This is a genomic window from Achromobacter sp. 1011791174 (assembly GCF_059760925.1).
Genome location: NZ_JCBANH010000061.1, coordinates 1 through 19,158 on the forward strand (window position 1 = coordinate 1; position 19,158 = coordinate 19,158).

At 67.6% G+C, this 19,158-nt stretch carries 19 protein-coding genes; 9 read left to right on the forward strand and 10 right to left on the reverse strand.

Annotated features, from left to right (window positions below; all coding sequences use genetic code 11):
• Positions 1 to 34 precede the first annotated feature (34 nt).
• Positions 35 to 1,543 (forward strand): threonine ammonia-lyase, biosynthetic, encoded by a 1,509-nt coding sequence (ilvA, locus tag AC6LJ5_RS19700; RefSeq protein WP_103271473.1) that lies wholly within the window; start codon positions 35 to 37, stop codon positions 1,541 to 1,543.
• 203 nt (positions 1,544 to 1,746) lie between these two features.
• Here ilvA and AC6LJ5_RS19705 read toward each other — a convergent pair whose 3' ends face one another.
• Positions 1,747 to 2,862: a porin gene (locus AC6LJ5_RS19705; RefSeq protein WP_103271474.1), complete on the reverse strand. Its 1,116-nt coding sequence runs from the start codon at positions 2,860 to 2,862 to the stop codon at positions 1,747 to 1,749.
• A gap of 379 nt (positions 2,863 to 3,241) precedes the next feature.
• Positions 3,242 to 3,625: a DUF4148 domain-containing protein gene (locus AC6LJ5_RS19710; RefSeq protein ID WP_199770939.1), complete on the reverse strand. Its 384-nt coding sequence runs from the start codon at positions 3,623 to 3,625 to the stop codon at positions 3,242 to 3,244.
• A 394-nt stretch (positions 3,626 to 4,019) separates the two neighbouring features.
• Here AC6LJ5_RS19710 and AC6LJ5_RS19715 point away from each other — a divergent pair, with 394 nt between their 5' ends.
• On the forward strand, positions 4,020 to 4,910 hold the full coding sequence (locus AC6LJ5_RS19715; RefSeq protein ID WP_103271476.1) for a LysR family transcriptional regulator: 891 nt from the start codon (positions 4,020 to 4,022) through the stop codon (positions 4,908 to 4,910).
• A 20-nt stretch (positions 4,911 to 4,930) separates the two neighbouring features.
• Here the strand turns inward: AC6LJ5_RS19715 and AC6LJ5_RS19720 are convergent, their stop codons facing one another.
• The 7 genes from AC6LJ5_RS19720 to AC6LJ5_RS19750 all read right to left on the reverse strand — a co-directional run bounded on the left by AC6LJ5_RS19720 (position 4,931) and on the right by AC6LJ5_RS19750 (position 12,613).
• Complete coding sequence (locus tag AC6LJ5_RS19720; protein ID WP_103271477.1) at positions 4,931 to 5,485, reverse strand: adenine phosphoribosyltransferase; 555 nt, start codon at positions 5,483 to 5,485, stop codon at positions 4,931 to 4,933.
• A 54-nt stretch (positions 5,486 to 5,539) separates the two neighbouring features.
• Positions 5,540 to 7,222 carry a thiol reductant ABC exporter subunit CydC gene (gene cydC / locus AC6LJ5_RS19725; protein WP_392411216.1) on the reverse strand — a complete coding sequence of 561 codons (1,683 nt, stop codon included), beginning with the start codon at positions 7,220 to 7,222 and terminating at the stop codon, positions 5,540 to 5,542.
• A 61-nt stretch (positions 7,223 to 7,283) separates the two neighbouring features.
• A complete protein-coding gene (cydD, locus tag AC6LJ5_RS19730) occupies positions 7,284 to 9,050 on the reverse strand; it encodes a thiol reductant ABC exporter subunit CydD (protein WP_498141366.1) in 1,767 nt (588 codons plus the stop codon).
• Between the two features lie 2 nt (positions 9,051 to 9,052).
• Positions 9,053 to 9,178 (reverse strand): cytochrome bd-I oxidase subunit CydX, encoded by a 126-nt coding sequence (gene cydX, locus AC6LJ5_RS19735; RefSeq protein WP_103271480.1) that lies wholly within the window; start codon positions 9,176 to 9,178, stop codon positions 9,053 to 9,055.
• Positions 9,179 to 9,194: 16 nt separating this feature from the next.
• Positions 9,195 to 10,349: a cytochrome d ubiquinol oxidase subunit II gene (gene cydB, locus AC6LJ5_RS19740; RefSeq protein ID WP_103271481.1), complete on the reverse strand. Its 1,155-nt coding sequence runs from the start codon at positions 10,347 to 10,349 to the stop codon at positions 9,195 to 9,197.
• A 15-nt stretch (positions 10,350 to 10,364) separates the two neighbouring features.
• Positions 10,365 to 11,939: a cytochrome ubiquinol oxidase subunit I gene (locus AC6LJ5_RS19745; protein WP_498141367.1), complete on the reverse strand. Its 1,575-nt coding sequence runs from the start codon at positions 11,937 to 11,939 to the stop codon at positions 10,365 to 10,367.
• Positions 11,940 to 12,067: 128 nt separating this feature from the next.
• Complete coding sequence (locus AC6LJ5_RS19750; RefSeq protein ID WP_103276236.1) at positions 12,068 to 12,613, reverse strand: GbsR/MarR family transcriptional regulator; 546 nt, start codon at positions 12,611 to 12,613, stop codon at positions 12,068 to 12,070.
• Between AC6LJ5_RS19750 and AC6LJ5_RS19755 the strand changes: the two genes are divergently transcribed.
• Positions 12,612 to 12,794 carry a hypothetical protein gene (locus tag AC6LJ5_RS19755; protein WP_498141368.1) on the forward strand — a complete coding sequence of 61 codons (183 nt, stop codon included), beginning with the start codon at positions 12,612 to 12,614 and terminating at the stop codon, positions 12,792 to 12,794. The two genes, AC6LJ5_RS19750 and AC6LJ5_RS19755, sit on opposite strands and share 2 nt — an antisense overlap.
• A 171-nt stretch (positions 12,795 to 12,965) precedes the next feature.
• Here the strand turns inward: AC6LJ5_RS19755 and purT are convergent, their stop codons facing one another.
• Entirely contained in the window at positions 12,966 to 14,183 is a 1,218-nt protein-coding gene (gene purT, locus AC6LJ5_RS19760; protein ID WP_498141369.1) for a formate-dependent phosphoribosylglycinamide formyltransferase, read from the reverse strand.
• A 281-nt stretch (positions 14,184 to 14,464) separates the two neighbouring features.
• On the opposite strand from purT, the gene AC6LJ5_RS19765 reads away from it, so the two are divergent.
• From AC6LJ5_RS19765 to hpf, 6 genes are all read left to right on the forward strand, one after another.
• A complete protein-coding gene (locus AC6LJ5_RS19765; protein ID WP_498141370.1) occupies positions 14,465 to 15,454 on the forward strand; it encodes a KpsF/GutQ family sugar-phosphate isomerase in 990 nt (329 codons plus the stop codon).
• Entirely contained in the window at positions 15,451 to 16,059 is a 609-nt protein-coding gene (locus tag AC6LJ5_RS19770; protein ID WP_392411219.1) for a KdsC family phosphatase, read from the forward strand. Before AC6LJ5_RS19765 ends, AC6LJ5_RS19770 begins: the two co-directional genes overlap by 4 nt.
• Before the next feature lie 44 nt (positions 16,060 to 16,103).
• The gene (lptC, locus tag AC6LJ5_RS19775) at positions 16,104 to 16,739 is read left to right on the forward strand and encodes an LPS export ABC transporter periplasmic protein LptC (RefSeq protein WP_498141371.1); all 636 of its coding nucleotides are present in this window, start codon (positions 16,104 to 16,106) and stop codon (positions 16,737 to 16,739) included.
• Positions 16,736 to 17,377, forward strand: a complete 642-nt coding sequence (lptA, locus tag AC6LJ5_RS19780) for a lipopolysaccharide transport periplasmic protein LptA (RefSeq protein WP_498141372.1) — start codon at positions 16,736 to 16,738, stop codon at positions 17,375 to 17,377. Before lptC ends, lptA begins: the two co-directional genes overlap by 4 nt.
• 33 nt (positions 17,378 to 17,410) lie before the next feature.
• Entirely contained in the window at positions 17,411 to 18,205 is a 795-nt protein-coding gene (gene lptB, locus AC6LJ5_RS19785; RefSeq protein WP_103271488.1) for an LPS export ABC transporter ATP-binding protein, read from the forward strand.
• A 334-nt stretch (positions 18,206 to 18,539) separates the two neighbouring features.
• Positions 18,540 to 18,875, forward strand: coding sequence for a ribosome hibernation-promoting factor, HPF/YfiA family (hpf, locus tag AC6LJ5_RS19790; protein WP_103271489.1), 336 nt, complete (start codon positions 18,540 to 18,542; stop codon positions 18,873 to 18,875).
• Positions 18,876 to 19,158 lie beyond the last annotated feature (283 nt).

Here is a 19,158-nt window from a genome sequence, read left to right on the forward strand (position 1 = left end):
CCTCCCCCCTTTTCCGCCCCGCACGCGCGCCCTCATGTCCACCGATTACCTGAAACGCATCCTGACTTCCAAGGTCTACGACGTCGCCGTCGAATCGCCGCTGGAGCCGGCCCCGCTGCTGTCGCAGCGGCTGTCCAACACGGTGCTGCTCAAGCGCGAGGACACCCAGGCCGTGTTCAGCTTCAAGCTGCGCGGGGCCTACAACAAGATGGCCAACCTGCCGCCCGCCGCGCGCAACCGCGGCGTGATCGCGGCCTCGGCCGGCAACCATGCGCAAGGCGTAGCGCTGGCGGCCACGCGGCTGGGTTGCCGCGCGGTCATCGTCATGCCCACCACCAGCCCGCAGGTGAAGGTGGACGCGGTGCGCCGCCTGGGCGGCGAGGTGGTGCTGGCCGGCGAGAGTTTCTCCGACGCCTACGCCCACGCGCAGGTGCTGGAAAAGAAGGAAAAGCTGACCTTCGTGCATCCGTTCGACGATCCCGACGTGATCGCCGGCCAGGGTACGGTGGGCATGGAGATCCTGCGCCAGCATCCGGGTCCGATCGACGCCATCTTCGTGGCCATCGGCGGCGGCGGGCTGATCTCGGGCGTGGCCGCCTACATCAAGCAGCTGCGCCCCGAGATCAAGATCATCGGCGTGCAGACCGAGGACTCCGACGCCATGCTGCGCAGCGTGCGCGCGGGCCGGCGCGTGCAGCTGAACGACGTGGGCCTGTTCTCGGACGGCACCGCGGTGAAGATGGTGGGCGCCGAGACCTTCAAGCTCACGCGCCAGTATGTCGATGACTTCGTGGTGGTGAACACCGACGCGATCTGCGCGGCCATCAAGGATGTGTTCCAGGACACGCGCAGCGTGCTGGAGCCGGCCGGCGCCATGGCCGTCGCCGCCGCCAAGCAATACGCGGCCGAGCATCACCTGAAGGGCAAGACGCTGGTGGCCATCGCCTGCGGCGCCAACATGAATTTCGACCGGCTGCGCTTCGTCTCCGAGCGCGCCGAGGTCGGCGAGATGCGCGAAGCCATCTTCGCCGTCACCATGCCCGAACAGCGCGGCAGCTTCCGCCGCTTCTGCGAGCTGGTCGGCGAGCGCAGCGTCACCGAGTTCAACTACCGCATCTCGGATTCCGACCGCGCCCATGTGTTCGTCGGCATCCAGGTGTCCTCGCCGGCCGAGCCCGACAAGATCGCCGCCAACTTCCGCCGCCACGGTTTCGACACGCTCGACCTGACCCACGACGAAATGGCCAAGACCCACTTGCGCCACATGGTCGGCGGGCGTTCCGCGCAGGCGCGCGACGAGCTGCTGTACCGCTTCGAGTTCCCGGAGCGTCCGGGCGCGCTGATGCGTTTCCTGAATGCGATGAATCCGGACTGGAACATCAGCCTGTTCCATTACCGCAACCAGGGCGCCGACTACGGCCGCATCCTGATCGGCATCCAGGTGCCGGCGGCCGACAAGAAGCAGTTCCGCGCCTTCGTGGCCGAACTGGGCTATCCGCACTGGAACGAGACCGACAACCCGGCCTACAAGCTGTTCCTGTAGCCGCGCGCGCCGCCGCAAGCCGGACCGCCATGCCGGCGCGCGGACAACGGCAAGCCCAAAAGCGAGAGGGCCTCCAGATGGAGGCCCTTCCCTTCTCAGCTCAAGTCGCGCCCGGCCTCAACCGGAGGGGGGGTTCGCTGTCACTCGGCGGCTCACGGAGATGGGCCGCGCATTCAGCAAGGTCTGGCCGGGCGCGCCGTCGCTTAGAACCGGTGACGCAGGCCCACGGCGAACGCGGTGTCCGTCGCATCGCGCTGGAACGCGTAGTTGTCGCCGTAGGAGGCGTACGCGTACAGGTTGGTGCGCTTGCTCAGGTCGTAGGTGTAGCCCAGGCTGTAGACGTTGAACTTGGCATCGTCCTTGGTCAGCTTGTCGTTCTTCGGATCGGCGCGCTGCCAGGAACCGAAGATCGAGCTGCTGCCCAGCGGCACAGTGAAGCCCACCATGTACGAATTGGCGCGGAAGCCGTCGGCCAGCTTGAACGTGCCCAGCTTCTGCATGCCGTCGGGCGTGGTGCCCATGTTCTGGCCGACGAACCAGCCATTGCGGGTCTGGCCGAAGGCGGCGGCGATCTTCACCACTTCGAAGTCATAGGTGCCGCCCAGGATGTACGACTGGATCGTCGTGTCTTCCTGGCTGCCGCCCTTGACGTCCTTGGACGGATTGAAGCGGTCGTAGGCCGCGGCCAGGTTCAGCGGGCCGTTGACGTACTGCACGCCGGCGGTCAGGACGCGGTTGTTGTTGTTGGTCTCGAAGCCGCGCTGCTTCTCGTCCGAAACCGTGTCGTCAGCGCTGAACGAGTAACCCAGGCCGGCCTTGAAGCCGCCGAAGCTGGGCGTCTGGTACAGCACCATGTTGTCCAGGCGCATCGTATTGGCGCTGCTGAACACGGTACCCATGTTGGCGGTGTTGTAGCTGATCGAGAACGGGTCGATGGAACCGAAGTACTTCGAGGCCAGGTTGGTCTGGCGGCCGAATTCCAGGCGGCCCCACGAGTCGCTGTCCAGGCCCACGGTGGCCTGGCGGCCCCAGAGGCGGCCGCTTTGCAGCGAGTTGCCGTTCAGGGGACCGAAGCCGGCCTCCAGGTTGAACACGGCGCGCAGGCCGTCGCCCAGGTCTTCCGAACCACGCAGGCCGAAACGCGAGCCACTGCTCACGCCTTGCACGGCGCCGACACGGCTTTGCGAGTTGCCGTTGAACTTCACCTTTTCGTAGCCGATGCCGGCGTCGATCAAACCGTACAACGTCACCGAATCGGCAGCTTGCGCCGCGCTCGCAAAGCCCGCGAGCAACGCGACGGCCAATAGCGTCTTCTTCATAACAGTCCTCTAAATGGCAAGATGGATGGCAATGCGCGGGCATGCCGCCGCGTGGCGGATGCCCGCAAGCCGCGGCCTGTAAGACCGCGATGCATGCACTGAAACTAGTGTCTCGCCTGGGACCGCCGGGAGTAAGCGGGATTTCGAAGAACTACTTTCCATGGCTGGGATAATCGCGTTCGACGCGCATTCCTCCATGCTTGGAATCAGGGCTTAACGCCTTGAAATGAAATGCGAATCCTTGCTCGCAATTACATTTCCCGCGCTCATTCCCGATCACTTCCCGGTTTGAGGATCGTCAAATCCTGTCGCGCTGCGCGGACAATGCCGAGGCAAAAAAGCCACAGCGCGCCAGCGCCATCGGCCGGCCGCGAAATGCTCAGCGGCCCTTGGGCGGGTAGTCGAGTTCGCCGAAGGTGTATTCGCCGCGCGCCTTGGCCTGGGCCAGCTCGGCGCGGACCTGCTCGCGCGTCTTGCCGGCGGTTTCCGGCGCGGCGCTCCGGGGCGGATAGTCCAGTTCGGCGCTGGTCACCTGCCCGGCGATCTTGGCGCTTTGCAATTCGGCGCCGACCTGCTCGCGCGACATGCCGGTGCTGGCGGTGGCGGCGGGCGGATAGTCCAGTTCGCCGAAAGTGACCTGGCCGGCGGCCTTGGCGGCCTGCAGTTCCTGCTGGACCTGTTCGCGGGTCTTGCCATCGGCGTGGGCGGCGGACATGCCCGCCAGGGTTGCGGTAACCATGAGTGCGGTCGCTAGGGCTTTCATTGTGATGACTCCATCCTATACCTGGCACGACAGCGCCCGCCAGGACGGCGGGCGCAATGTGACGGCGTGTTGACGGAACGAAGTATCTGGCCTTATCGACCTAGTAAAAACCCTTAATTTGGGGAACATATTTGCAGGAGTGGAAAGATCCCCGCATATCGCGGCGCGATTCTTGCTCACTCCCTGCTCACTTCCTGCGCACTTCCGCCCTGGCCCCAATGAGCGCAAGCCTCGCGGGCATTCAGCCAAACGCCAGCTGCGGCGCGCCGGGCCGTGACGCCAGGGTTGGCGCGGCTTGTTCGGGATGGAGGAATAGACATTTCCACTGGCGCAAAAATAATTCCATTTATGATTGGAATCTGCCAGACATGGAATTTTGAGTACCGAGGCCCTTATGGACATACAGCTTAACGACATCGCCCTGTTCGTCGAAGTCGCCAAGCGCAAGAATTTCAGTCATGCGGCCGAAGCCCTGAACATCCCCACGTCCACGCTGTCGCGCCGCGTCAGCGAACTGGAGCGCAGCGTCGGCATGCGGCTGCTCAACCGCAGCACGCGCAAGATCGACCTGACCGAGGCCGGCGCCATCTATTTCGAGCGCTGCCGCCATATCGTCGAGGAAGCCCGCGTCGCCCACGACCAGCTGCTGGACATGGCGGTGCAACCCAAGGGCCGGCTGCGCATCTCGCTGCCGACCAGCCTGGCGCAACTGTTCCTGCCTTCGGTGATCCGGGAATTCCGCGAACAGCATCCCGATATCGAATGCGATTTCGACCTGGGCATGCGCTCGGTCGATCCGATCAGCAACCCGTTCGACCTGATCCTGCGCTTCGGGCAGCAGCCCGATTCCAGCCTGATCTCGCGCAAGATCGTGCTCATGGCGCACCAGCTGTACGCCTCGCCCGAATACCTGGCGCGCCACGGCGAGCCGCGCGTGCCCGGGGATCTCAGCCATCACGAGTGCCTGCGGCCCACCATGCGCGACGAGTCATCCTTCTGGATGCTCCATTCGGGCGACAAGGTGGAACGCGTGCAGGTATCGGGCCGGCTGGCCGCGAACAACGTGGGCATGCTGGGCCGGCTGGCCAGCCAGGGACTGGGCATCACGCCGCTGCTGGTGTTCGACGCGATGGAGCGCGCCATCAAGCAGTCCGGGCTGGTGCGCGTGCTGCCGGAATGGAGCCTGACGCCGCTGCCGCTGTTCGCGCTGCTGCCCTCGCGGATGCTGCCGGCCAAGACCAAGGCGTTCCTGGATTTCATCCAGCCGCGTCTGAACGAGGGCTAAGCCCCCCGAAGCGCCGCGCGTCAGGCGGTGGTGTCGTTCTGGTACTGACAGACCGTGTACAGCGGGGTGCCGGTGGCGGCGATCTTGGCGGAGCCGCCCAGGTCGGGCAGGTCGATGATGGCGGCGGCTTCGACCACGTTGGCGCCCAGGCGCTGCAGCAGCTTGATGGCCGCCAGCATGGTGCCGCCCGTGGCGATCAGATCGTCCACCAGCAGCACGCGCTGGCCGGTGCGCACCGCGTCGGTGTGCATCTCGACGGCGGCGTTGCCGTATTCCAGCGAATATTCCTCGGCCACCGTGCGATACGGCAGCTTGCCCTTCTTGCGCACGGGCACGAAGCCCAGGTTCAGCTCATAGGCCAGCACGCTGCCGACAATGAAGCCGCGCGCATCCACGCCCGCGACCAGATCCAGGCGCTGACGCATGTAACGGTAGACGAACAGGTCGATCAGGACGCGGAACGCCCGCGGGTCCTGCAGCACCGGCGTGATGTCACGGAACGTGACACCGGGCTGGGGCCAGTCTGGAACGCTGCGGATGGTGCGCCGGATGAACTCGGCGTATTCGTTCTGCATGAAAGACGGCCCTGAAGAATTGAAGCAAGGCGCACTATAACCCCGCCGCCGCGCTTAAGCCAGGACAGGCTCGGGCGATGACACGTCATGCAACTGTCCCCCGCGCAGCACGCAGCGCCGGTCCACCGCGCCCGCCGGCAGGCGCGCATGCGTGGCCAGCACCACGGCGCGCCCCTGCGCCGCCCGCCCCAGATCGCGCAGGAAATCGGCCTCGGCCGCCGCGTCCAGGCCGGCGGTGGGCTCGTCCAGCACCAGCACCCTGGCCGGCGACAGCAGGGCCCGCGCCAGACACAGCCGCCGCGCCTGCCCGGCCGACAGCAGCGAACCGGTCTCGCCCGCCCACGCATCCAGCCCGTCGGGCAGACCGCGCACGAAATCGCCCAGGCGCGCGGCGTCCAGCGCGCGCCACAGCGCGGCTTCGTCCGCCGAAGGGTCGCCGATCAGCAGATTGGTGCGCAGCGTGCCCAGGAACACCGGCGCGTCCTGCGACAGCAGCGCGATGCGCCGGTGCCAGTCGGCCTGCGCGCAATCGCGCGCGTCGCGTCCGCCATAGCGCACCTGGCCAGCCTGCGGATCTTCCAGCCGCAGGATCAGATGCAGCAGCGTGGACTTGCCCGCGCCGCTCTCGCCCTGGATCGCCACGCGCTCGCCCGGCGCGACGCGCAGGCTGACGCCGTCCAGCACCAGGGCGCCATCGGGATAGGCGAAGCGCAAGCCGTCCAGTTCCAGCGCGCCATCCGCCGGCAGCGCGGCCGGCGCGTCGGGATCGCGCATGTCCGGCTCGCATTGCGCCACCTCGCGGATGCGCTGCGCCGCGGACACCGCCGAGCCCAGGCGCGACGCGCCGCGCATGATGGGCGCGGCCACTTCGAATATGCCCATGACCGCCAGCAGCAGACCCGCCAGCAAAGGCCCGGACAGGCCGCCGCCCTCGTGTTCGCCCAGCCCGAACCACAACACACCCAGCACGGCAGCGCCGGCGGCGGCCTGCAGGAACCAGAGCCCGCGCGCCGCGACGCAGGCCTGGGCCTGGCGCGCCTGCGCGTTCTGCCCGCACAGGCGCTCGAAATGCGCGCGGGTCTGCGCCTGCGCATGCAGCGCCACCATGTCGGCGTGGCCGTCCACCGCGTCCAGCACAGCGGCGCGCAGGCCGGCCGCGCTTTCCTGCGCGGCGGCGCCGGGTCCGCGCGCGGCGCGCTGCAGGCCCCAGGGCGCAAGCACGCAGGCCACCAGCAGCGCCAGCGCGAACACCAGCGCGGCGGCCGGTATCCAGTAGCCCAGCACCGCCGTCATGATGGCGCCGGCCAGCAGCGCCGTGGCCAGCGGCGCCAGCACGAACAGGAACACAGTATCCAGCGCGTCCACGTCGCCGGTCATGCGCGCCACCAGATCGCCGCCGCGATAGCGCGCCAGCTGGCGCGGCGTCAGGCGGATCAGCGCGCGGAACACCAGCGTGCGCAGATCGGCCAGCAGGCGCAGCGTGGCCGAGTGCCCCGCCAGGCGGTCGGCATAGCGCGACACGATGCGCAGGAACGACAGGCCGCGCACCAGCGCCGACGGCGCGAACAGGTTGAACGCGGCGCCCGCGCCGGCCAGCGCGGCGCCGGTCAGGAACCAGCCCGACACGCCCAGCAGCCCCACGCCCGCGGCCACGGTGGCCAGCGCGCAGAACAGCGCGAGCAGCAGTCCGCCCTTGCGGCGCGCGTACAGAGGCAGCAACAACAGCAGGTGTTTCATGGATGGGCCGCTCCGGATCCGGCGGATCCGCCAGACGCGGCGATGGCGATGGCGATGCGCATCATGCTTGTTCCAGTTTGCCGTCCGCCAGCCGCAGCGTGCGCCCGAAACGGGCGGCCACCTGCGGCGAGTGCGTGGCGATGAGCAGCGTCCGCCCCGCCGCGAATGTGAGGATTTCGTCCAGCACGCGGGTCTGCGTGTCTTCATCCAGGTGCGCCGTGGGCTCGTCCAGCAGGATCAGTCCGGGATCGCGCAGGAACAGCCGCGCCAGCGCCACGCGCTGCGCCTGCCCGCCGGACAGGCCCTGCCCGCGTCCGCCCAGCACGGTATCCAGGCCCAGCGGCTGACGCTCGGTGAATTCCAGGACTCGCGCGCGCCTTGCGGCCTCGCGCAGCGCCTCGTCCGAGGCCTGCGGACAACCGAGGCGGATGTTCTGGGCGATGGTGCCGGCCATCAACTGCGGCTTCTGGCCGATCAGCGCGATCCGGCCGCGCAGCGCGGCCTCGTCCCAATCCGCCAGCGGCCGGCCGTCGATCAATATCTCGCCCTCGCAGGGCCGCAGGCGCGCGATCGCCTCGATCAGCGAGGACTTGCCGATGCCGCTCGGCCCCATCAGCGCGACGTGTTCGCCGGGCGCCAGCGCAAGCGCCGCGCCGTCGAGCACCGGCGCGGGACGGCCGGGCGCCATCAAGCGCAGGCCGCGCGCGCTCATTGCGACCGGGCCGCGCGCGGCGGGCGCGGCGGCCGGCGCAACCAGCGCGGCCCCGGTCGGCGCCACATCCGGCAAGCCGTCGAACACCGCGTCGATCTGCGTCACCGCCGCCAGCGCGGCCGCGCGGTCATGGTAGTGCGCGGCGAACTGACGCAGCGGCGCATAGACCTCGGGCGCCATCAACAGGCAGAACATGCCGGCCTGCAAGGTCAGCACCGACCAGCGCAGGTCCAGGAAACCCAGATAGGTCAGCCCGATGTACACGGCCACCCCGGCGACGCCCAGGGCGGCGAAGAACTCCAGCACCGCCGAGGACAGGAAGGCGATGCGCAGCACGGACAGGGTGCGCTGACGCAATGCGTCGCTGGCGGCCGCCACCGATTCGGCCTCGGCCTCGGCGCGTCCGTACAGCTTGAGCGTGGACAGCCCGCGCAGACGGTCGGCGAAGAATCCGGACAGCCGCGCGAAGGCGCGCAGATGCCGCCGGCTCGCGCCCTGCGCGCCCCAGCCGACCAGGGCCATGAACAAGGGAATCAGCGGCGCGGTGATCAGCAGCACCAGGCCCGCGATCACATCCACCGGAAACAGCAACACGGAAAATGCCACCGGCAGCATGGCGGCGGCGGCCATGGCCGGCAGGTATTTGGCGAAGAAGCCATCCAGCGCCTCGACCTGGTCCACCACGGCGCTGGCCAGCACGCCCGAGGCCTGGCCCCGGCTCCAGTGCGGCCCCTTGTCCACCAGGCGCTCGAACAGGGCCAGGCGCACCTGGCGCTTGATCCGCTCGGCGGCGATGGCGCCGGCGCGTTCGCCGGCCCAGGCGATACAGGCGCGGACCAGCATCAGCGCGGCGATGCCGAGGATGCCGCCCAGCAGGTCCGAGCGCGGCGCCTGCCGCGCGATGGCGGCGTCCAGCACGCTGGCCAGCAGCCAGGCCTGGATCACCAGCAGCACGCCGCCCGCGAGCGGCGCGGCGCCGGCCAGCAGCAGGGGCGGCCGCGCCGATCCCGCCAGACGCTTCAACCATTGCGACTGCCCGCGCGAGGGCTTGCGCAGCGCGTCGGCGGGATCATGCTCCAGGCTGCTGGCGCGGCCCGCCGCCGACGTGTCCCGCATGCTCACGCTTCGTCGCGCTTGGCGCGCGGGTCATGCGAATGGCCCTCGCGCAGTTCGAACCACATGGCGTTAAGAATGGCGAAGGCGCAGGCCAGCCCCAGCCCGAGTACCCACGAGAAATACCACATAGCGCTAGCTCCTGATTCAGTATGAGTTGGGGGTGCCGCCGACCGACTCAGGCGTGACCTTGCCGCGCATCACGCGGTACACCCAGGCGGTGTAGAGCGTCACGATGGGCAGGAAGATCGCGACCGCGATCACCATGATCCACAGGGTCATGTGGCTGGACGAGGCATCCCAGACCGTCAGCCCGGCGCGCGGGTTCGACGACGAGGGCATCAGGAACGGGAATAGCGAGAAGCCCGCCGTCAGGATGATCCCGGCGATGGACAGCGCCGACGCCAGGAACGCCAGCATGTGCGCGCGCGCCGTCAGGAGCAGCAGCGCCAGCAGCGCGCCGGCCACGCCCAGCGCGGGCGCGATCCACATCAGCGGCCACTTGGCGTAGTTGGCCATCCAGGCGCCGGCCTGCACGCTGACGGTCTTGAGCATGGGATCGGATGGGCCCTGCATGTCGACCGCGCTGGTGATGACGTGGCCGTTCAGCCCGCCCGCGACCCAGAAACCGCCGGCCACGAACAGCGCCGCGGTCAGCAGCGCGCACAGCCGGCCCCAATTGCGGGCGCGGCTGGCCACCACGCCCTCGGTGCGCCAGGCCAGCAGCACCGCGCCGTGCATGGCCAGCATGGCCACGCTGAGCACGCCGGCCAGCAACGCGAAAGGCGTGAACAACTGGTAGAAATGGCCCTGGTAGACCATGCGCAGCGCGGCTTCGTCGAACGTGAAGGGCACGCCCAGAATGATGTTGCCCACCGCCACGCCGAACACCAGCGAGGCCACCACGCCCGAGAAACAGAGCACGCCGTCCCAGGTGTTGCGCCAGCGCGTGCCTTCCATCTTGCTGCGGTACTTGAAGCCCACCGGACGCAGGATCAGCGCGATCAGCGCCAGCATCATGGCCAGGTAGAAGCCCGAGAACGAAGCGGCATACAGCAGCGGCCACGCGGCGAAGATGGCGCCGCCGGCGGTGATGAGCCAGACCTGGTTGCCCTCCCAGACCGGGCCGACCACGTTGATCACCACGCGGCGCTCGACGTCGGTCTTGGCCACCAGCGGCAACAGCGCCGCCACGCCCAGGTCGAAGCCGTCCATGACGGCGAAGCCGATGAGCAGCGCGCCCAGCAGCACCCACCAGACCACCCGCAGGGTGGCGTAGTCGAAAGGAATCAATGCATCCATTCCTGTTTCTCCCGGTCAGGCGCGCACGGCGGCGCGGACAGGATCGGCGGCCGCGCCAGCGGGCGCCGGTCCGTCGGATTTCGGACCCGCCTTGATGGCGTGCAGCATCACCTTGACGCCGATGATGAGCAGGACCGTGTACAGCACCAGGAAAATCCCCAGGCTGATGGCCAGGTCCGTGATGGTCAGGCCGGAGGCCGCGTAGTAAGTCGGCAGCACGCCTTCGATCACCCAGGGCTGGCGGCCGTACTCGGCCACGAACCAGCCGCTCTCGATCGCCACCCACGGCAGCGGCAGGCTCCACAGCGCCACCTTGAGCAGGCCGCGCCGGCTGTCCAGCCGGCCGCGCGAGGCCAGCCAGAACGCCACGCCGAAGAACAGGATCAGGTACATGCCGACCGCCACCATGACGCGGAACGCCCAGAACAGCGGCGCCACGTTCGGCACGGTGTCGATGGCCGCCTTCTTGATGTCTTCCTCGGTGACCTTGCTCATGTCGGACTGGTAGCGCTTGACCAGCAGCGCGTAGCCCAGGTCCGGCCAGGTCTTGTCGAACACCATGCGCGCATCGGTGTTCTTGGGATTGGCGCGGATCTTCTGCAGCGCGTCGTAGGCCACCATGCCGTCGCGGATGCGGTTCTCGGCGCGCAGGATCAGGTCGTCGATGCCCAGCAGCGGCGTGGTGAGCGAGCGCGTGCCGATGATGCCCATGACGTAGGGGATCTCGATGGCGAAATCGTTCTTGCGCTCGGCCTGGTTGGGGATGGCGATCAGGTTGAACGCGGCGGGCGCCGGCTCGGTGTGCCACATGGACTCCATGGCGGCGATCTTCATCTTCTGGTGTTCAGTGGTCAGGTAGCCGCTTTCATCGCCCAGCACCACCACCGACAGGGCCGAGGCCAGGCCGAAGCTGGCGGCCACGGCCATCGAGCGCTTGGCCAGATCCGTATGGCGACCGCGCAGCAGGTACCAGGCGCTGATCGACATCACGAACATGGCGCCGGCCACGTAGCCCGCGCTGACCGTGTGCACGAACTTGGCCTGCGCCACCGGGTTGAAGATCACGGCGGCGAAGTCCGTCATCTCCATGCGCATGGTGTCGGGATTGAAGACGGCGCCGACCGGGTTCTGCATCCAGCCGTTGGCGATCAGGATCCACAGGGCCGAGAAGTTGGTGCCGAAGGCCACCAGCCAGGTCACCACCAGGTGGCTGACCTTGGACATGCGATTCCAGCCGAAGAAGAACAGGCCGACGAAGGTGGCTTCCAGGAAGAAGGCCAGCAGCCCTTCGAGCGCCAGCGGCGCGCCGAAGATGTCGCCGACGTAGTGGCTGTAGTACGACCAGTTCATGCCGAACTGGAATTCCATGACCACGCCCGTGGCCACGCCCAGCGCGAAGTTGATGCCGAACAGCGTGCCCCAGAACATCGTCATCTTTTTCCAGATGGCGCGCCCGGTCATGACGTACACGCTCTCCATGATGGCGAGGATGAAAGACAGGCCAAGCGTGAGGGGGACGAACAGGAAGTGGTACAGCGCGGTCGCGGCAAACTGGAATCGCGACAGGTTGACGACGTCGAGATCAATCATTGGGGCGCTCCCATGCGGGCGAGAGGCCACAGCAACCGGCATGGTTCCCAGGCCGTCTCTGGCGCCATGATACGGGCGGTATATGCAACTTCATAGGATTTTTCCTAAAAATCAAGGCCCAGCGGCGTTCAGCCCTTGCCTCGCAATTTGCCGGCGAAGCCCAGCACCTTCTGGACCTTGGAGCCCAGTTTCATCAGGTTCTGCAGGGTTTCGGGCGGCAGGCGCTGAACCTCATCGAACCATCCCGTGGACAGTTCGATCAGCTCCAGCATTTCGGTCATGCGCTGCTGCGCGTAGACATCGGCAGGCTTGGAGGCCGGCTCCAGCAGCGTGTCGCGCAACAACGTGAGCGTGGGGTCGATTTCGCGCTTGCGCTTTTCTTCCATCAGGATGCGGAAGATCTCCCACACATCCTTGGGCGTCTCGAAGTAGTCGCGGCGGTCGCCCACCTGGTGCATCAGCTTGACCAGGCGCCAGGACTGCAATTCCTTGAGACCCATGCTGACATTCGAGCGCGAGAAGCCCAGCGTCTCGGCGATGTCGTCGGCGTTCATCGGCTCGGGCGCCAGGAACAACAGCGCATAGATCTGGCCGACGGTGCGGTTCACCCCCCAGCGGCTGCCCATTTCGCCAAAGTGCAGGACGAAACGTTCGTTTTGAGGGCTGAGGACCATGATCATTCTCGCGCCAGCCGATTCCACCAACCCGCCCCCTTTATATGCGGAGCAGATCGACTTGAACTCGACAACAGCAGTTACACCGATTTCAGAAATTCCTGAAATTATCGAACAAACCCTGAGAAAGCGCAAACCCCAGGATTCGTGGGGGCATGGCCGCAAACTTCCGGCGGATTGACCCGTGGACCACGTATCAATGGGCAAAAAACAACAATGCCACCAGCCTCGCGGCGGGTGGCATTGAAAACGGGGACTGATTAAAACCAGGGAACAGCGATCACGAGTTGGCTGGATCAGCCTGGATCCGCCGTGACGGATCCTCGGCCAGCCGGCGGCGCGCGCCCGGTGCTCAGCCGGCCTTGACCGTCACGGCGGAAGACACCCGCTTGGCCTTGGCGCGCGCGGCCGCCACGTCGTCGGCGACGGCCAGGCCCACGCCCATGCGGCGCTTGACGAAGGATTCGGGCTTGCCGAACAGGCGCACGTCGGTGCCCGGCTCGGCCAGCGCCTCGGCCACGTTGTGGAACGACACCGCGCCCGCGTCCATGCCGCCATAGATCACGCTGCTGGCGCCGGGCTGGCGCAGGCTGGTGTCCACCGGCAGGCCCAGCAGCGCGCGGGCGTGCAATTCGAATTCGTTCTGCGCCTGCGTGATCATGGTGACCATGCCGGTATCGTGCGGACGCGGGCTGACCTCCGAGAACCAGACCTGGTCGCCGGCCACGAACAGCTCGACGCCGAAGATGCCCAGGCCGCCCAGGTTGGACGTGACCGCCAGGGCGATCTCGCGCGCGCGCTCCAGCGCCGCCGGCGACATGGGATGCGGCTGCCAGCTTTCCACGTAGTCGCCATCCACCTGCTTATGGCCGATGGGCTCGCAGTAACGGGTCTCGACCTGGCCGTCGGCGCCACGCGCGCGGACGGTCAGCAGCGTGATTTCGTAGTCGAAGCGGATGAAGCCCTCGACGATGGCGCGGCCGCCGCCGACGCGGCCGCCTTCCTGGGCGTAGCGCCAGCTCTCGGCCACGTCCTCGGCGGACTTGATCACGGACTGTCCCTTGCCCGAGGACGACATGACGGGCTTGATCACGCAGGGATAGCCGATGCCGCCGTCGATGGCCTCGCGCAGTTCCTGTTCGGTGTCGACGAACCGGTACGGCGAGGTCGGCAGGCCAAGGGTCTCGGCCGCCAGGCGGCGGATGCCCTCGCGGTTCATGGTCAGCTGGGCGGCGCGCGCCGTGGGCGTGACGCGCACGGCGCCGGCGGCCTCCAGCTCGACCAGCAGGCTGGTGGCGATGGCCTCGATTTCAGGGACAATGACGTGCGGCCGTTCCTGGTCGATGATCTTGCGCAAGGCGTCCGCGTCCGTCATGGGCACCACGTGGGCGCGGTGCGCCACCTGCTGCCCCGGCGCGTCCGCGTACCGGTCCACGGCGATGACCTCCACGCCCAGGCGCTGCAGGGCGATGACGACCTCCTTGCCCAGCTCTCCGGAGCCGAGCAGCATCACTCGGGTGGCGAGGGGCGACAGGGGCGTGCCAAGGACGGGACTGGAAATGCGGGACATGAGGCGGTCCTGGGTAAAAGAGTGAAAGCCGGAAAAACAGGAGCCGCCAGGATGCCATACCCCCCTCTCGCGGGCAAACACGGTCCCCCCCCGAAGCGCTGCGCGCTTCCCCCCCCGGGGGGCGCAGCTGCGGACCGGCGGAGCCGGATCCGCGCTGCCCCGATCGGGGAGGGCGCCGTCGCCGGGGGGGATAGCTGTTTCTCATGTCGGCCTGCGGCACCTGTTTCATGCGTCCGGAGTGGCGCGGTGGCGCCCCCGGCAACTGATATTAAAATCCCGCCATGACTGAGCATCCCTCCCTATCGTCCGACACCGCGCTGTCATCTGCCCGCAGGACGCTGCAAATCGAAAGCCAGGCCCTGCAGGATCTGTCGGCCCGGCTGGACGACAGCTTCACGCAGGTCGTGGCCCTGCTGCTCGCCTGCCGCGGGCGCGTGGTCGTCAGCGGCATCGGCAAGACCGGCCACGTCGCGCGCAAGATCGCGGCCACGCTGGCCTCCACCGGCACACCCGCCTTCTTCGTGCATGCCGCCGAGGCGGTCCATGGCGACCTGGGGATGATCACCCGCGACGACGTGCTGATCGCGATTTCCTATTCCGGATCGGGCCAGGAACTGCTGACCATCCTGCCGGTGGCGCGCCGCATGGGCGCCAAGCTGGTGGCGATCACCGGCAATCCGCAGTCCGAGCTGGCCTCGCTGGCCGACGTGCACCTGGACGCCAGCGTCGCGCAGGAAGCCTGCCCGCTGAACCTGGCGCCCACGGCCAGCACCACCACCGCGCTGGCCCTGGGCGATGCGCTGGCCGTCGCCTGCCTGGAGGCGCGCGGCTTCGGCCCGCAGGACTTCGCCCGCTCGCATCCCGGCGGCGCGCTGGGTCGCCGCCTGCTGACGCATGTGCGCGACGTGATGCGCCAGGGCGACGCCCTGCCCATCGTGGCCACTGGCACGCCGGTCCCGCAGGCGCTCAAGACCATGTCCGCCAAGGGCATGGGCATGACCGTGGTGGCCGACGCCGCCGGCCGCCCGCAAGGCATCTTCACCGACGGCGACCTGCGCCGCCTGATCGCCAGCCAGGGCGATATCCGCGGCCTGGCCGTGGACGACGGCATGACGCGCTCGCCGCGCAGCATCGGACCCGACGCGCTGGCCGTGGAAGCGGCGCAGCAGATGGACGAACTTCGACTCAATCACATGCTGGTGCTCGACAGCGATGGCGCCTTGCTCGGCGCGCTGCACATGCATGACCTGATGGCCGCCAAAGTGGTATGACTATGACCCTTCCCACCCCTGTCACGCATCCGGCCGAAGCGCTGGTCCTCGCCCGCATTCCCGCCACCGTGCGCGAACGCGCCGCCGCCGTCCGCCTCATGGTGTTCGACGTGGACGGCGTGCTGACCGACGGCGGCCTCTACTATGGCGAGAACGGCGAACAGCTCAAGCGCTTCAACGCGCTGGACGGCCACGGCCTGCGCCTGCTGCTGGAAGGCGGCCTGAAGGTCGCCCTGATGACCGGCCGGTCCGGCCCCATCGTGGCGCGCCGCGCCGCCGAGCTGGGCATCGCCGAGGTCATGCAGGGCGTGCGCGACAAGGGCGCGGCCCTGGCCGAACTCGCGCAACGCGCCGGTGTCCAACTGAACCAGGCGGGCTACATGGGCGACGACATCATCGACCTGCCCGCCATGCAGCGCGCCGGTTTCGCCGCCACCGTGCCCAACGCGCCGGGCTACGTCAGCCAGGCCGCGCACTGGGTCGCCTCGGTTCCCGGCGGCTCTGGCGCGGTGCGCGAATGCTGCGACCTGCTGCTGGCCGCCCAGGGCCGCCTGGGCGGTTTCCTGGCCGCGCCGGGCCTGCTGGGCCCGGGCGCCATCCAGTAACGACCCGCGCGCCCCATGACACATACGCCTTTTTGGCACACTAGATGAAAGAACGTTTTCCTTCCCTGATCGCGCTGTTCCTGCTCGTCGTGCTGGTGCTCAGCAGCTGGTGGGTGGCCGATTACGCGCAGCGGGCCGTGCAGGTCGACCCCCCGCGCCGCATCACCCATGAAATGGATGCCTGGTCGCGCAACTTCGTCATGCTGCGCACCGACATGACGGGCCGCCCGATCAACCGGCTCGAGGGCGAATACGCCGAACACTTCCCCGACGACGATTCGTATCACATCACCGCCCCCCGGGCCGTCGGCCAGCGCGAATCCAGCCCGATCACCGTGGGCATCTCCAAGACCGCCATCATGGAACAGGGCGGCAAGCGCATCGTCATGAACGGCGACGCCTACGTGCATCGCCAGCCCGACGCCAACAATGACCTGCTGGACGTGCGCAGCCAGCAGCTGATCATCCTGCCGGACGAGGACGTGGTCTATACCGACCTGCCGGCCGAAGTGCTGAAAGGCCGTTCGCGCATGAACGGCACCGGCATGCACTACAACAACAGGACCCGCCAGTTGCAGGTCTCAGCATCGACCGACGTGGAAATCGCCGGCGGCGAAGGCAAGCAGCAGCGCCGCACCGAGATTCCAGCCCCCAACAATACCGACCAGAAGAAGCCATGACCGACCTCCGGATTCGCCTTGCCCCGACGACGCGCCTGATCGGCGCCGCCCTGCTGGCCGCGGCGGCGCTCGCGCCCTCGGCCCACGCGGCGGACCCCGCGCCCCAGCCGGCGGCCAAGGCCGCGCCCGCCGAAGAACCCAGCACGCTGATCCTGTCGGACACGCTGCATTACGACGACGTGAAGAAGCAGAGCGTGTTCACCGGCAACGTCAACATGACGCGCGGGTTGATGACGCTGACCTCCGACACGCTGGAAATGCACGAGGACGCCAAGGGCAACCAGTACGGCACGGCCACCGCGAACAAGGGCAAGGTCGTCACCATCCGCCAGGAACGCCCCGAGAACTTCGAACTCATCGAAGGCAAGGGCCTGCGCGCCGAATACGACGGCACCAACAGCACCTTCGACCTCATCGGCCAGGCCGTGGTGGTGCGCTACGTCTGTGGCAAACCGTTCGACACCATCCGTGGCGAACGGGTACGCTACAACGAAAAGAGCGGCACCTACGAAGCCCATGGCGGCCCCAACTCGGCCGCGGCCGGCGGCCGGGTGCGCTCGGTGGCCGAGCCCCGCGCCAAGGCGGACGCCGCCATCGCCGAATGCCGCAAGCAGCAGGCCTCGAAGAAGGGGCGCTAAGCGCCTCCCCCCGCAACACATCCGCCGCCACGCATGAATCCACCCTCTGTGCAGACCCCTGTGACCTCCGCCCCTTCGGGCGTCAAGCAGGGCAGCCTGCGCGCAACCGGCTTGCGCAAGACCTATAACGGCCGCACCGTGGTGCAGGACGTCTCCCTGTCCGTCTCCAGCGGCGAAGTCGTGGGCCTGCTTGGCCCGAACGGCGCCGGCAAGACCACCAGCTTCTACATGATCGTGGGCCTGGTGCCGGCCGACGCCGGCCGCATCGAGATCGACGGCGACGCCATCACCGCCATGCCGATCCACAAGCGCGCGCGCATGGGCCTGTCCTATCTGCCCCAGGACGCATCCGTGTTCCGCCGGCTGACGGTGGAGCAGAACATCCGCGCCGTGCTGGAGCTGCAACTGGGGCCGGATGGCAAGCCCCTGCCCACGGCCAAGATCAACCAGCAGATGGAATCGCTGCTGGAGGAACTGCAGATCGGCCACATCCGCAGCAACGCGGCCATCTCGCTGTCGGGCGGCGAACGCCGCCGCGTGGAAATCGCGCGCGCGCTGGCCACCAGCCCGCGCTTCATCCTGCTGGACGAACCCTTCGCCGGCGTGGACCCCATCGCGGTGATCGAGATCCAGCGCATCGTGCGCTTCCTGAAGGGCCGCGGCATCGGCGTGCTCATTACCGACCACAACGTGCGCGAAACGCTGGGCATCTGCGACCGCGCCTACATCATCAGCGAAGGCAAGGTGCTGACCGACGGCCATCCCGACGAGATCGTCGGCGATCCGGCCGTGCGCCGCGTCTACCTGGGCGAGCACTTCCGCATGTAACAGCGGCGGCCCTGGGGAAGACCCTTAGGGCCGCTCCGCTTTCTCCTGGCGGCCCGGCCCGCCAAGGCGCTTGCGCGCTTTTCCCGATTTTTCCCCGCGATTCCCGACTTTTCCCGGCGCCGTTTCCGCGCGCTTCGGCGCGTTTCGCCCCCCCGCCGGACTCAGCCATAAAAATGCCACGAACTTGCGCTAGGTCAGCTTGTTTTATCGGCGCGAGTCTATACACTAATACCAACGACCCACACAAAACCTCTCTACCAAGGAGATCGCCTAACGACCCCACCGCGCCACCGGGCGCACCTCTTATATCCTCTTTACAGAAGGAGAGCACACTATGAACCTGAGCATCTGCGGTCGTCACCTCGACGTCACCCCGGCCATCCGGGAATATGTCATGAACAAACTGGCGCGAGTGCTGCGGCATTTCGATCACGTCATCGATACCCAGGTCATGCTCTCAGTTGAGCCCCTGCGGCACAAAGCCGAAATCACCATGCGTCTGAGCGGCAAGGACATTCATTGTGAAGCAACCGATGAAAACCTCTACGCTGCGATAGACCTCCTCGCCGACAAAGTCGACCGTCAGGTCATCAAGCACAAGGACAAGGTGCGAAGCCACACAGCAGAGTCCGTGAAGCGGCAAGCGGCGAATCTCTCGCCTCCCCAGTAGTACCGCGCCTCACGATCGCTCCCCTGCGAGCGCTTGGCAATACAGCGATTAACCATCCTGCCTGAGTCCCGGTGTCCCGCTAGACCTTGCGTCCAGCCGGGGCATCGGCAAATGCCTCCCCCACGCAGCACCCGCACAACCGCGTCCGCGCCCGACCTGTCCGTCGCCCCGGATCCGCTCCCTGTTTTTCCCGAATCGACTGACCGTACCGGCCTGGCACATGCCCGCACCGCCGCGTACCTGGCGCGATCCGTTCGGAAATATGCGCCCCCGGCCCCAGGAA